General features: G+C 72.3%; 13 protein-coding genes. 6 read left to right on the plus strand and 7 right to left on the minus strand.

The features are described from left to right. Position 1: 1 nt before the first annotated feature. The 5 genes from K8W59_RS09695 to K8W59_RS09715 form a co-directional block, all read right to left on the minus strand. Positions 2–1063 carry an MCE family protein gene (locus K8W59_RS09695; RefSeq protein WP_223399634.1) on the minus strand — a complete coding sequence of 354 codons (1062 nt, stop codon included), beginning with the start codon at positions 1061–1063 and terminating at the stop codon, positions 2–4. A gap of 2 nt (positions 1064–1065) precedes the next feature. Continuing rightward, the gene (locus K8W59_RS09700; protein ID WP_223399635.1) at positions 1066–1899 is read right to left on the minus strand and encodes an MlaE family ABC transporter permease; all 834 of its coding nucleotides are present in this window, start codon (positions 1897–1899) and stop codon (positions 1066–1068) included. Next, positions 1899–2726 (minus strand): MlaE family ABC transporter permease, encoded by an 828-nt coding sequence (locus tag K8W59_RS09705; protein ID WP_223399636.1) that lies wholly within the window; start codon positions 2724–2726, stop codon positions 1899–1901. Before K8W59_RS09705 ends, K8W59_RS09700 begins: the two co-directional genes overlap by 1 nt. A 2-nt stretch (positions 2727–2728) precedes the next feature. Beyond that, positions 2729–3658 (minus strand): SCP2 sterol-binding domain-containing protein, encoded by a 930-nt coding sequence (locus K8W59_RS09710; protein WP_223399637.1) that lies wholly within the window; start codon positions 3656–3658, stop codon positions 2729–2731. 90 nt (positions 3659–3748) lie between these two features. Beyond that, positions 3749–4672 (minus strand): DNA-3-methyladenine glycosylase family protein, encoded by a 924-nt coding sequence (locus tag K8W59_RS09715; protein WP_223399638.1) that lies wholly within the window; start codon positions 4670–4672, stop codon positions 3749–3751. Positions 4673–4733: 61 nt separating this feature from the next. Here K8W59_RS09715 and K8W59_RS09720 point away from each other — a divergent pair, with 61 nt between their 5' ends. The 4 genes from K8W59_RS09720 (at position 4734) to K8W59_RS09735 (ending at position 8858) form a co-directional block, all read left to right on the plus strand. Then, complete coding sequence (locus tag K8W59_RS09720; RefSeq protein WP_223399639.1) at positions 4734–5588, plus strand: tryptophan 2,3-dioxygenase; 855 nt, start codon at positions 4734–4736, stop codon at positions 5586–5588. Continuing rightward, positions 5585–6400, plus strand: coding sequence for an enoyl-CoA hydratase/isomerase family protein (locus K8W59_RS09725; RefSeq protein ID WP_223399640.1), 816 nt, complete (start codon positions 5585–5587; stop codon positions 6398–6400). The genes K8W59_RS09720 and K8W59_RS09725 overlap by 4 nt, the downstream gene beginning before the upstream one ends. 184 nt (positions 6401–6584) lie before the next feature. Then, complete coding sequence (locus K8W59_RS09730; protein WP_223399641.1) at positions 6585–8102, plus strand: ATP-dependent DNA ligase; 1518 nt, start codon at positions 6585–6587, stop codon at positions 8100–8102. A gap of 78 nt (positions 8103–8180) precedes the next feature. Beyond that, on the plus strand, positions 8181–8858 hold the full coding sequence (locus tag K8W59_RS09735; RefSeq protein ID WP_223399642.1) for a TetR/AcrR family transcriptional regulator: 678 nt from the start codon (positions 8181–8183) through the stop codon (positions 8856–8858). Between the two features lie 54 nt (positions 8859–8912). Here K8W59_RS09735 and K8W59_RS09740 read toward each other — a convergent pair whose 3' ends face one another. Further along, the gene (locus K8W59_RS09740) at positions 8913–10193 is read right to left on the minus strand and encodes an acetyl-CoA C-acetyltransferase (RefSeq protein WP_223399643.1); all 1281 of its coding nucleotides are present in this window, start codon (positions 10191–10193) and stop codon (positions 8913–8915) included. A gap of 207 nt (positions 10194–10400) precedes the next feature. On the opposite strand from K8W59_RS09740, the gene K8W59_RS09745 reads away from it, so the two are divergent. Both K8W59_RS09745 and K8W59_RS09750 read left to right on the plus strand, forming a co-directional pair. Beyond that, positions 10401–11735 carry a 3-oxoacyl-ACP reductase gene (locus K8W59_RS09745; protein WP_223399644.1) on the plus strand — a complete coding sequence of 445 codons (1335 nt, stop codon included), beginning with the start codon at positions 10401–10403 and terminating at the stop codon, positions 11733–11735. Further along, a complete protein-coding gene (locus tag K8W59_RS09750; RefSeq protein ID WP_223399779.1) occupies positions 11735–12625 on the plus strand; it encodes a MaoC/PaaZ C-terminal domain-containing protein in 891 nt (296 codons plus the stop codon). Before K8W59_RS09745 ends, K8W59_RS09750 begins: the two co-directional genes overlap by 1 nt. 116 nt (positions 12626–12741) lie before the next feature. Here K8W59_RS09750 and K8W59_RS09755 read toward each other — a convergent pair whose 3' ends face one another. Beyond that, entirely contained in the window at positions 12742–13107 is a 366-nt protein-coding gene (locus K8W59_RS09755) for a hypothetical protein (protein ID WP_223399645.1), read from the minus strand. Positions 13108–13167 lie beyond the last annotated feature (60 nt).

Below are 13167 nucleotides of genomic sequence, written 5' to 3' on the forward strand. Positions count from 1 at the left end.
GTCAGCACCCCCGTCCGCGCTGGCTGCCGTACTGCGGGCAGTCCCGGGGGGTGTACTGCGGGCCGGCGTTCCGGCGCAGCTCCGCATCGACCCGAACGTAGGGGCCGTAGGACATCGCGTCGGCGAACCGGGTGCCGAGGCGGCTGGTGGCGTTGAGGGCGTCGATCAGGTCGCCGCGTCCGTCGTAGAGCACGTCCACGACGACCGAGAGCCGCACGAGCAGCGCGGCGAGCGCCCGGCGGTTCTCGACCAGCAGCCGGTTGGTGCTGTCCATCGACCGCGCACCGCGCCGCGCCAGCCGGCGGAAGTCGGTCTCGCGCTCGGCGATCGTCCGGGCCGCCACCAACGCGTTGTCGCTCGCGGCCAGCAGCCCGGGGGCGTACTCCCGGAACGCCTCGAGGTTGGTCGCCAGCAGACGCAGGTTGCGGCGGATGCGCGGCATCTCGGGGTTGATCTTGGCGAGCAGCCGGTCCAGCCGGACCATCGTCTGGCCGAGCGCCTCGCCGTTGCCCCGCAGCGCGGTGGCCATGTTGTCCAGGGTCGTGGACAGCCGGGCCGGCCCGAGCGCCTTCACCAGCCCGTCGACCTGGTCCAGCACCGCCTGGATCTCCAGCGTCGGGCGGCTCAGGTCCTGGGCGATCACCTGGTCGGCCCGGATGGTCTCGGTCCGGGGGCCGACGGGGCTGCCGCCGACCAGGTCGATGAACGAGGTGCCGAAGATGGTGGCCGGCAGGACACGGGCGCGTACGTCGGCCGGGAGCCGCTCGCTGAGGTCGGGGTCCAGGGTCGCCGCGACCTCCACCCGGTGCCCGACCCGGCGCATCTGCCCGACCCGTCCGACCACGACGCCGTCGTACTTCACGTCCGTGCCGGGCACCAGGCTGCCGCCGGCGTTGTCGAGCCGCACGCGCACCGGCACCTCGTCGGCGAAGGCACCGCGCCCGACGAGCACGAGGAGGGTGACGGCGAGGACGATCGCGCAGAGCAGGGCGACCCCGCGGGCCATCAGGGTGGCCCGGGACGGGTCGCGGCCGTTGCCGCGCAGCGTGGCGAGGAGGCTCATGGTCACCCCGCCACCCGGAAGCCTGGGTCGTTCCCCCAGAACGCCAGCGTCAACAGCATGTCGGTCACGACCACCACCACGATGCTGGCGCGGATCGCCCGGCCCGTGGCCTCGCCGACGCCCTGGGGGCCGCCGCCGGCCTGGAAGCCGTACCAGCAGTGGATCAGCGTGACCAACAGGGCGAAGACCAGGATCTTCACCACGGACAGGAAGACGTCGCGCCCGGAGATGAAGGTGTCGAAGTAGTGCTCGAAGGTGCCCGGCGACTGGCCGTAGATGACGACCACCGCGAGCTGCGAGGCGATCCAGGAGCCGATGAGGCCGATCAGGTAGAGCGGCAGGATCGCGATCATCGCGGCCGCGATCCGGGTGGTGACGAGGTAGCGCAGCGGGTGCACGGCCATCACGGCGAGCGCGTCGATCTCCTCGTGGATCCGCATCGACCCCAGCTGGGCGGTGAAGCGGCAGCCCACCTGAGCGGCCAGGGCGAGCGCGGCGACCAGCGGGGCGAGCTCGCGGGTGTTGACGCTGGCCGACACGAAGCCGGTCAGGGGCGCCAGGCCGACCAGCTCCAGGCCGCTGAACCCCTCGATGCCGAGCGAGGTGCCGGCGGACAGCGCCAGCAGCACCATCACGCCGATGGTCCCGCCGCCGACCACGATCGCGCCCGAGCCCCAGGAGATGTCGGTGAGCTGCCGCAGCACCTCGCTGCGGTAGTGGGTCAGGGGGTAGCGCAGGGACGCCAGCGCGCGCCCGGCGAAGGACGCGGCCTCGCCCGCCTTGACCAGACCGTCGGTGACGGCGCTGCCGGCGCGGGTGATCGACCAGTTCGACATCAGGCGATCCTCTGCGGGACGAGCATGACGTAGGCCTGGGTCAGCGCCACGTTGACGATCGCGAGCAGGATGAAGCTCAGCACGACCGACTGGTTGACCGCGTCGGCGACGCCCTTGGGGCCGCCGGAGGCCGAGAGGCCCTTCTGCGCGGAGACGATCGTGGCGATGAACCCGAAGATCGCGGCCTTGAGCTCGGCCAGGAGGAGGTCGGTCGGCTGGGCGAAGGAGATGAACGAGCCGAGGTAGGTGCCCGAGCTGACCTGGCCCCCGCCGACGTTGAGGGCGAACCCGGTGCCGATCGCGGTCACCGCGACGACGACGTTGAGCAGCAGCGCGACCACCAGGGCGGCCAGCAGCCGGGGAGCGACCAGCCGGTTCACCGGGTTGATGCCCATCACCCGGAGCGCGTCGACCTCCTCGCGGATCGTGCGGGCGCCGAGGTCGGAGGTGATGGCCGACCCGACCGCGCCCGCGATCATCAGGCTGGTCACCAGCGGCGCGCCCTGACGGAGTACGCCGATCCCGTTGACGGCCCCGGAGAAGCTGGCGGCGCCGATCTGCTGGGCGATGCCGCCCACCTGCACGGAGACGATGACGCCGAACGGGATCGCCACCAGGATCGTCGGCAGCAGGGAGACCCGAACCATGAACCATGCCTGGAAGAGGAACTCGCTCCAGGAGAAACGGCGCTGGGCGATGTCCTCGACCACCGCGCGGCTCGCCTGCGCGGCCAGCTCGACCATGGCGCCGGTCGTGGTGACGCCCTCGTCGAACCGGGTGCGGAGCCCCGCCAGGGTGGGGCGGCCGATCGGCGTCGTGGCGGCCATGGTCAGCGCACCCCGGGGATGTCCAGCACGCCGCTGAGCTGCAGGGCCTTCGCCCGGTCGCCCTTGACCTTCAGCGTCCCCTTCATCACCCCGGCGACCGCGTTGAGGTGGCCGGTGGCCAGGCGGAGGAAGTCGTGGCCGGTGCAGGTGATGGTGGCGTCGCGGCGCTCGCCGGCGTCGCCCTCGGAGACGCTCGCCCGGCCGTCGGCCACGGTGACGACGTACCTCTCGACCTCGCCGTCGGCGCTGCCGGTGAGGCGGAAGGCCACCACCAGGCGGCTGCGGCGGGCCTTGTGCTCGTCGACGAACTCCGGCAGCCGCCGGAAGATCTCGGTCAGCACCACCGCTCGGAAGCCGCCCGACATCACGTTCTTCAGGTGGGCGGCGGAGACCCCGTCGATCGCCTCGGCGACCTCGACCGGGTCGAGCGCGCGGGGGTCGACCGCGACACCGGGCTGCCCGGGCACGCGGAAGATCCCGCCGACGGCGAGGGCCAGGTCGGCGTCTCCGTCGACCCCGAGCCGGCCGGAGAGGTACTCCAGGCCGGCGTTCGCCTCGCCCGTGACCAGCCGCACGAAGCCCAGCACGCTGGAGGTGAGCACCACGTCGGCCGGGGTGTCCGGGTCGAGCACGTCGATCGTGCCCGAGCAGAAGCGCAGCGCCTCCTGCTCCACGACCCGGCGGCCGTCCTTGAGGTCCAGCCGGACCACGCCGACGACCTCGTCGAGCCGCTCGGGGATCGCGAACTCGTGCAGCCGCGCCAGGATCGCGCCGATCGCCGCCGTGCGGACGTCGGCGTCCTCCACCAGCGCGCGCAGCTCGTCGTCCTCCATCGCCGCGACGGACTCGACCAGCTCCTCGGCGTCGGCCTCGGCGAAGAGCCTCTGCACCGTCTCCTGGTCCGCCTCCTGCAGCGTCGCCAGCTCCAGCACCCTGCTTCTCCTCGTCCTCCACGCCGTCGATCGGGTGGCGCGGATCTCCCTCTTAGGATGTTGTAACGCGGAGTTACTCTAAGAGTTACGTCAGCGGACGGGAAGGTGTCGCCGGGGTGCCATCCGGGCGCCGCGCCGCGGTCGATGGAGCCGCGCGACCGCCACCAGGGCCTGGACCCGGTAGCGCTGGCCGCGCCAGGGCTCGAGCAGCTCCTCGAGCCCCTCGTCGTCGACCGGGGTGCCGGTGAGCGCCCAGCCGATGTCCTTGGCGACGTGGTAGTCGCCGAACGAGACGGCGTCGGGGTCGCCGAGGGACCGGGAGCGCACCTCGGCGCTGGTCCACACCCCCACCCCGGGCAGGCTCTGCAGCCGGCGGTCCGCCTCGTCGTGCGGGACGGCGGCCAGCCGCTCCAGGGCGTCCGCCCGCTGAGCGGAGCGGACCAGCACCCGCGACCGAGCCGGGTCGATGTGGGCCTGCAGCCACTGCCAGGACGGCACCAGCGCGACCTGCTGCGGCGACGGCTGCACCCACAGCCGCTGCTCCGGCCCCGGGCCCGGGGCGCGCTCGCCGAAGCGGTGCACCAGCCGGCGGAAGCCGGCGAAGGCCTCCTGGCCGGTCACCTTCTGCTCGATCACGGCGGGCAGGAACGCCTCCCAGACCCGCCCGGTGCGGCCGACCCGCCAGTGCGGGTGTCGCCGGGCCGCCTCGACGAGCACCGGGTGGCGCGGGTCGAACTCGCCGGGGTCGTCCTCGGCGCCGAGCATCGCGGGCAGCTGCGCGACCGCCCACTCCGCTCCCGGGCCCCAGGCTGCGGCGTACACCTCCCCCGTGCGCGGGAGGGTCTCGATCACCAGCGTGGCCGGGCCGTCCGGGGTGCGGATGCCGCGCCAGTGCCGGCCGCGGTCGTCGATCCGGTACGTCGGGTCTCCGGGGCCGCGGCGATGGGGTGCCAGCACGGCGCCGACCGGGCACGGCCAGGCGGGCCGCCAGGTGGTCTCGACGTCGGGCTGCACATCGCGAAACTACCGCCCGGCGCCGACAGCGCCCCGGCCCGGCGGCACTAGGTTGGGCGTCATGGACGACGCGACCCCCGGACGGCCGCTGGAGGAGGGCATCGAGCGGGACTTCGCGCAGCAGATGTCCTACGGCGACTACCTGCGCCTGGACGTGCTGCTCTCCGCGCAGCAGCCGCTGAGCGACCCTCCACAGCACGACGAGCTGCTCTTCATCATCCAGCACCAGACCTCCGAGCTGTGGCTGAAGCTGCTCGTGCACGAGCTGCGGTCCGCGCGCGACCTGCTCCGTGGGGACGAGCTCGCGCCGGCGCTGAAGCGGCTGGCGAGGATCAAGCACGTCCAGCACACGCTCACCGACCAGTGGGCGGTGCTGGCCACGCTCACCCCGTCGGAGTACGCCCTCATCCGGCCGTTCCTCGCCACCTCCTCGGGCTTCCAGTCCGCGCAGTACCGCGAGGTCGAGTTCCTCCTCGGCAACAAGGACCCCGACATGGTCGCGGTCTTCGCCCACGACGACGCGGCCCGCGGCGAGCTGGAGCGGCTGCTGCACGAGCCGTCGCTCTACGACGAGTTCCTGGGCTACCTGGCGCGGCACGGGTACGACGTACCCCCCGACCGGGTCGAGCGCGACTGGGCCGCGCCGTACCGCTCCTCCCCCGGGCTGGTCGACGTCTTCGCGCAGGTCTATGCCGCCCCGGCCGACCACTGGGGCGTGTATGAGACGTGCGAGGAGCTGGTCGACATCGAGGACAACTTCCAGGCGTGGCGCTTCCGGCACCTGCAGGTCGTGCAGCGCACGATCGGGCACCGCACCGGCACCGGCGGGTCGTCGGGCGTGGACTTCCTGCGGCGGGCGCTGGACCTGACGTTCTTCCCCGAGCTCTACGAGGTCCGGACCCGGATCGGCGGATGACCCGCGACTCTGGGATGCTCGGCGCCGTGGACGCTGTGGACTCCGAGCTCTCCGTCACCCGCGAGGACGGCGCCGCGACGCTGTGGCTGAACCGCCCGGCCAAGCGCAACGCGATCACCCACGAGATGTGGCGGCGGATCGGCGACCTGTGCCACGAGCTCGCTGCCGACGACTCGGTGCGCCTCCTCGTGCTGCGCGGCGTGGGCGACCACTTCTGCGCGGGCGCGGACATCGGCGGGCTGGCGGACATGCCGCTGCGGGACTACCAGGCGAACAACCGGTACGCCGACGACGCGCTCGCGACCTTCCCCAAGCCCACCGTCGCCTTCATCACCGGCTCGTGCGTGGGCGGCGGCGTCGAGCTGGCCGCGTCCTGCGACCTGCGGATCGCCGCGGCGGGGTCGGTCTTCGGCATCACGCCGGCCCGGCTGGGGATCCTCTACCCCACCGACGCGCTGACCCGGGTGACCCGGCTGATCGGGCCGTCGGCGGCCAAGCACCTGCTCTTCACCGGCGAGATCGTCGACGCCGAGCGCGCGCTGCGGATCGGGCTGGTCGACGAGCTGCTGCCGTCGGTGCCCGACGCCGAGGCGCGCCTGGGTGAGCTGGTCGGCACGCTGCTCGAGCGCTCGCTGCTCACCCAGATGGGATCGAAGGCGATGATCGAGGCGATCTCCGCGTCCGGCGACGTCCCCGCCGAGGTCGACGATCACTGGTTCTCGGTGCTCGAGGGCTCCTCCGACCCCGCCGAGGGGATCGCCGCCTTCGGCGAACGGCGCCCTCCCCGCTTCACCTGGACGCCGGGGGCGTAGGGCCGCCGTACTCCCGCCTGCGTCCGCCGTCGTACTCCTGCCGACCATTTCCCAGGTAGTCGTGTCACAGTGACGCTCCACCCAGCAAATTCACCATGCAGAGCGACGGTTCATCGCGACTACCTGGTAAATGAATCCGCTGCGGCGGGCCGCGGATGTCGGCGGCGCCGGGCACACTGAGCCCATGCTGGTCCACGACGTCGCGGCCGCGTCCGCCACCGTCGCCGCCACCCGCTCCCGCAAGGAGAAGGTCGCTGCGCTCGCCGTCGCGCTCGAGGCCGCCGGGGAGGATCGCGCCATCGTCGCCTCGTGGTTGGCGGGGTCGCTGCGGCAGCGCCGTACCGGCCTGGGCTGGCGCGGTCTGCAGTCCCTGCCCGACCCGGCAGCCGAGCCGACGCTGACCGTGGCGGAGACCGACGCCGCGTTCGAGGCGCTGGGCGCCCTGGCCGGCCCGGGGTCACAGGCGGCTCGGAAGCAGGCCGTCGCCGACCTCTTCGGGCGGGCCACCGAGCTGGAGCAGCGCTGGCTGCGCGGCCTGGTCACGGGCGAGGTGCGGCAGGGCGCCCTCGACGCGCTCGTGCTGGAGGCGGTCGCGGCGGCGACGGGCATCGGCGTGCAGACAGTACGCCGGGCCGCGATGCTGGCGGGCGGCCCGGTGCCCGTGGCGGTCGCCGCCTTCGACGGCGGCGTCGCGGCGCTGGAGGAGATCGGGCTCGAGGTGGGGCGGCCGATCCTGCCTATGCTCGCCTCCAGCGCGCCCGACCTCGCCGCGGCGATGGCCAAGGCGGGCGCCGACGGGGCACCGGTGGCGATCGACACGAAGCTCGACGGCATCCGGATCCAGGTACACCGAGAGGGCGATGACGTCCTCATCACCACCCGCAGCCTGGACGACATCACCGCACGGCTGCCCGAGGTGGTGGAGCTGGCCCGCTCCCTGCCCGCCGAGCGGTTCGTCCTCGACGGGGAGGCGATCGCGCTGGACGAGACGGGGCGCCCGCGGCCGTTCCAGGAGACGGCGTCCCGCACGGCGCAGGCCGGCGGGGTCGCGGTGACGGCGTACTTCTTCGACCTGCTGCACCTCGACGGCGAGGACCTGCTCGACTCCCCCGGCAGCGAGCGACTGGAGGCGCTCGCGCGCCTCGTGCCTGAGGACTCGCTGGTGCCGCGGGTGGTCACCGGCGACCTCGACGAGGCCCAGCGGTTCGTCGAGCAGGCGCTGGCCGCCGGTCACGAGGGTGTGGTGGTGAAGAACCTGGAGGCGCCGTACGCCGCCGGCCGCCGTGGCGCGGGCTGGGTGAAGGTGAAGCCGGTGCACACCCTCGACCTGGTGGTGCTCGCGGTCGAGTGGGGGTCGGGCCGCCGCAAGGGATGGCTGTCCAACATCCACCTCGGGGCCCGCGACGACTCCTCGCCGACCGGGTTCGTGATGCTCGGCAAGACGTTCAAGGGGATGACCGACCAGATCCTCGCCTGGCAGACCGAGCGCTTCACCGAGCTCGCGACTGTGGAGGATCCGAGTGCGGACTGGGTCGTCCCGGTCCGGCCCGAGCAGGTCGTCGAGATCGCCTTCGACGGGCTCCAGCGCTCGACCCGCTACCCCGGCGGGCTCGCGCTCCGCTTCGCTCGCGTCCTCCGCTACCGCGACGACAAGACCGCGGAGGAGGCCGACACGATCGAGACCGTGCGGGCACTCGCCTGACCCCAGCCGAGTCGGCGCCAATTCACGCCCAGTCGGCGGTGGGGCGCTCGGAGCCCCACCCCGGTAGGCTTCAGCAGCGTGACCACCGACGCCACCGATGGACGCCGGGTCGCCGCGGCGGCACGGCGGCGCAAGCGCGAGGACGAGATCCTCGCCGCGACCCGCGGACTCTTCGACCAGCGGGGCGTCAGCGACGCCCAGATCGAGGACATCGCCCGGGCGGTCGGCGTCAACCGGGCCATCGTCTATCGGCACTTCACCGGCAAGGAGGAGGTCTTCGCGCTCACGCTCGTCACCTACCTCGACGAGCTGCGCGACGACCTGGCCGAGGCCAGCGCCTCGGTGGCCGACCCGGAGAAGCGGCTGCTGGCGATCAGCGACGCGTTCGCCGGATACGGCCTCGAGCACCCCGCCTTCGTCGACTGTGCTCAGTCGCTGATGCGCCGTACCGGCCCGGAGCTGCAGGAGGAGATCAGCGAGGCGGCGATGTACCGCCTCGGCCAGGCGATGACCGGCTGCCTGTCCATCCTCAGCGCCGCGCTCGAGGAGGGCACGCAAGAGGGACGGTTTGCGGTCAAGGACCCCGACATGCTCGCCAACACCCTCTACGCCGCCGGGCTGGGCGCGCTGCAGCTCGCCCGGGTCGGGATCCTGGTCAAGGAGGCCGCACCGGGCGTGCCTGCCGTCGGCACCGTCTCCACCGACGACATCCGCCGCTTCGTCACCACCACCGCGCTGGCCCTGGCGACGGCCTGAGACGCCGACCGGGCGAGCCGCCGCAGCGGCCCGCCCGGGTGATCGCGGTGAGGCTCAGGCCTCCAGGATCGCGGTGACGCCCTGGCCGCCGGCCGCGCAGATCGAGATCAGGCCACGGCCCGAGCCCTTCTCGTGCAGCAGCTTGGCCAGCACCGGGATGATCCGGCCGCCGGTCGCGGCGAACGGGTGCCCGGCGGCCAGCGACGAGCCGTTGACGTTGAGCTTGGACCGGTCGATCGACCCCAGAGGCGCGTCCAGCCCGAGTCGCTCCTTGCAGAAGATCGGGTCCTCCCACGCCTTGAGCGTGGAGAGCACCTGCGAGGCGAACGCCTCGTGGATCTCGTAGTAGTCGAAGTCCTGCAGGGTCAGTCCGTTGCGCTCGAGCATGCGGGGTACGGCGTACGCCGGGGCCATCAGCAGCCCCTCCTTGCCGTGCACGAAGTCCACGGCCGCGGTCTCGAAGTCGGTGAACCACGCCAGCGGCTCCAGCCCGCGCTCCTTGGCCCAGTCCTCCGACGCGAGGAGCACCGTCGAGGCGCCGTCGGTCAGCGCCGTGGAGTTGCCGGCGGTCATCGTGGCGGTCTCGCCCTTGCCGAAGACCGGCTTGAGCTTGGCCAGCTTCTCCACCGAGGAGTCGGCGCGCAGGTTGTTGTCCCGGTCCAGGCCGCGGAACGGCGTCATCAGGTCGTCGTTGAAGCCGCGCTCGTAGGCCGCGGCCAGGTTGTGGTGCGAGGCCACGGCGAGCTCGTCCTGCTCCTCGCGGCCGATCTGCCACTCCAGCGCCGTGATGGCGGCGTGCTCGCCCATGGACTTGCCGGTGCGGGGCTCGCCGTTCTGCGGGATGTCCAGGCCGATGTCGGTCGGCCGGATCGCGCCGAGCGCCTTGAGCCGGCCCGCGGTGTCCTTGGCGGCGTTGACCTTCATCAGCTTCTTGCGCAGCCGGTCGCTGATCGCAACCGGGGCGTCGGAGGTCGTGTCGGACCCGCCCGCGATGCCGGCGTCGATCTGGCCCAGCGCGATCTTGCCGGCCACGATGGCCGCCGCCTGCAGCCCGGTGCCGCAGGCCTGCTGGATGTCGATCGCGGGCGTCTCGGGCGCCAGCTTGGAGCCGAGCACGGTCTCGCGGGCCAGGTTGAAGTCGCGCGCGTGCTTGAGCACCGCACCGGCGGTGAACTCGCCGAGCCGCTCGCCCTCCAGGCCGTAGCGGGTCACCAGGCCGTCCAGGGCGGCGGTGAGCATCTCCTGGTTCGACGCGTCCGCGTAGGCCGAGTTGGATCGGGCGAACGGGATGCGGTTGCCACCGATCACGGCGACGCGACGGGTCTTGGCCTGCATGGTTCCTGCCTCCCGGACGGGGGTCGGCCGTCCTGTTGCCGGTTGATACTCACCGGTAATAATGGCACCCGTGGCGCTGGGAGCAACCCCGGAGTGGTGCAATGAGCGCCACACCGCGACCCTGTGGACACCGACTGTCACATCGAGTTACATGACGCGGTGCCGCAGATGCGGACCCACCCCACAGTCGACCTGAAGGACCGCGCGATGAGCGACCGCTACCAGGGCTTCACCCGCACGCCGATCGGCAAGCTGCTGGTCAAGAACCTCGGCCTGCCCGCCCCCACCCCGCTCGAGCGCTGGGAGGAGGGCGCGCCCCTCGTCGACGGCGTCGTCGGCCTCGGCGGCACCGGGCGGCTCGCGGAGTCGCTGCCGGGGATCCTCGCCTCGATGGGGATCGAGAGCAGCACCGCGCCGGCCCCGGGTGCGACGTACAAGGGCCTGGTCTTCGACGCCTCCGGCCTCACCTCCCCCGAGCAGCTGGTCGAGCTGCAGGAGTTCTTCTCCCCGCTGCTGCGCAGCCTCGCGCCGTGCAGCCGGGTGGTCGTGATCGGTACGCCGCCCGCGGAGGTCGCCGGTGACGAGCGGATCGCGCAGCGTGCGCTGGAGGGCTTCACCCGCTCGCTGGGCAAGGAGATCGGCAAGGGCTCCACGGTCCAGCTGGTGTACGTCGCCCCCGGCGCCGAGGGCGCGGTGCACTCGACGCTGGCGTTCCTGCTGTCCCCGAAGTCGGCCTACGTCTCCGGGCAGGTCGTGCGGGTCGGCGCCGCGGGCGAGAAGAAGGCCGCGGAGACCCCGGACGCCGAGTGTCCCCTGGCCGGCAAGGTCGCCCTCGTCACGGGCGCGAGCCGCGGCATCGGCGAGGCGATCGCCCGGGTGCTGCACCGCGACGGCGCCACGGTCGTCGGGGTCGACGTACCCCAGGCAGCGAACGAGCTGCACGCCCTGATGACCGAGCTCGACGGCGACCAGCTGCTCCTCGACATCACCGCCAAGGACGCCCCGCAGCGGATCGCCCACGAGCTGAAGCAGCGGCACGGCGGCGTGGACGTGGTCGTGCACAACGCCGGCATCACGCGGGACCGCAAGCTGGCGAACATGGACGCCGACCGGTTCTCCTCGGTCATCGACGTGAACCTCGTCGCACCGGACCGGATCACCCGGGAGCTGCTCGACCAGGGCGTCATCCGGCCCAACGGACGGATCGTCGGCGTCGCCTCGATCGCCGGCATCGCCGGCAACGTGGGGCAGACGAACTACGCCACGTCGAAGGCCGGCGTGATCGGGCTGGTCGACTCGCTCGCCGGGGAGCTCAAGGACGGGATCACCGTCAACGCCGTGGCTCCCGGCTTCATCATCACCCAGATGACCGCCGCCGTGCCGTTCGCCACCCGCGAGGTCGGCCAGCGGATGAACGCGATGTCCCAGGGCGGCCTGCCGGTCGACGTCGCCGAGACGATCGCGTGGTACGCCCACCCCGGCTCCACCGCCGTCAACGGCAACACCGTCCGGGTCTGCGGCCAGATGATGCTGGGGGCGTGATGACCCAGGCGCGCGTGGTCGAGAACCCCGCCGGCGGTGTGACCGGCCTGCTCAAGGCGGCGCTGCCGTCGGTGCCCGGGCTCAACCAGCTGCCCGGCGTGCGGAAGACGGGCGGCCCGTTCACCGGGCTGGCGCTCACCCGTCCGGCCGTGACCGTGGACCGGGACCGGGCGGCGGCGTACGCGCGCGTCTGCGGCTTCCCGGCCAAGGACGCGGTCCCGCTGACCTATCCCCATCTGCTGGCGTTCCCGCTGCACATGGCGATCATGACCAGCCCGGAGTTCCCGTTCCCCGCGATCGGGACCGTCCACCTGGAGAACTCGATCACCGGTCACCGGCCCGTCCATTCCGGCGAGTCCCTCGACGTGACGGTCCGGGCCGAGTCGCCGCGCCCGCACCGGAAGGGCGCGACCGTCGACTTCGTGGCCGAGGTCCGCTCCGGTGACGAGGTGGTGTGGGAGTCGGTGTCGACCTACCTCCGCCTCGGGCGGTCCGCCACCGCGGCGGCCACCGGCGAGGAGCGGGCCCCGCTCAACGTCGGTGAGGCCCCGCCCGCGAGCACCGAGTGGCGGCTGCCGGGCGACCTCGGGCGCCGCTATGCCGCGGTCTCCCGTGACCACAACCCGATCCACCTCTACCCGCTGACCGCGAAGGCCCTGGGCTTCCCACGGCAGATCGCGCACGGCATGTGGAGCCTGGCGCGCTGCGTCGCGGCGATCGAGAACCGACTGCCCGACGCGGTCACCGTCGAGGTGGCCTTCCGCAAGCCGATCCTGCTCCCCGGCACCGTGGGCTTCGGGCTGGAGTCCGAGGGGACGACGTACTCCTTCGGGCTCACCCGGCCCAAGGACGGTGCCCCGCACCTGGTCGGGCGCGCCGCACCGGCCTGAGGGCGCGCTTCCCGCACCCCCGCAGCCCTGCCGGGACGTCATACGAACTGGAGAACCCCTTCCCCTGTCGTGTCCGGGGACATCGGTGACACATATGTCTCAGGACATCGGTGACACTAGCGGTCTTGGGGTTGGTAGCGGCGGTTGTAGTCGAGGGTGAGGCTGCGGAGGAGCTCGTCGCCGGTGAAGATGGCAACGAAGGCGCCGGTGCGGAAGACGGTGACTGGCTTTCCGGCGTGTTTTCTTCCGAGGCCGATGAGGCGTCCGTCGAGGCCGACGGAGCCGGTGGCGCTGACCAGCTGTCGGGTCAGGATGGTGGTCGCCGGGGGTAGGTCGGGGACGGTGGCGAATGGGCCGAGGTCGAAGCGTTGGTGTGGGGTGAGCTTGGCGAGCACCTTGTTGCGGCGGTTGTTGTAGCCATCGCGGTACTCGTCGAGTAGTGCTTGGAATTCGGCGATGCTGCTGACTAAGCCCGGATCCACCGATGAGTTTGGTGACGTGAGCGTGGCGTAGAACGAGAATGCCCTTGCAGGGCAGGAGAA

The sequence above is a fragment of the Nocardioides rotundus genome (assembly GCF_019931675.1).
Classification (GTDB): domain Bacteria; phylum Actinomycetota; class Actinomycetes; order Propionibacteriales; family Nocardioidaceae; genus Nocardioides; species Nocardioides rotundus.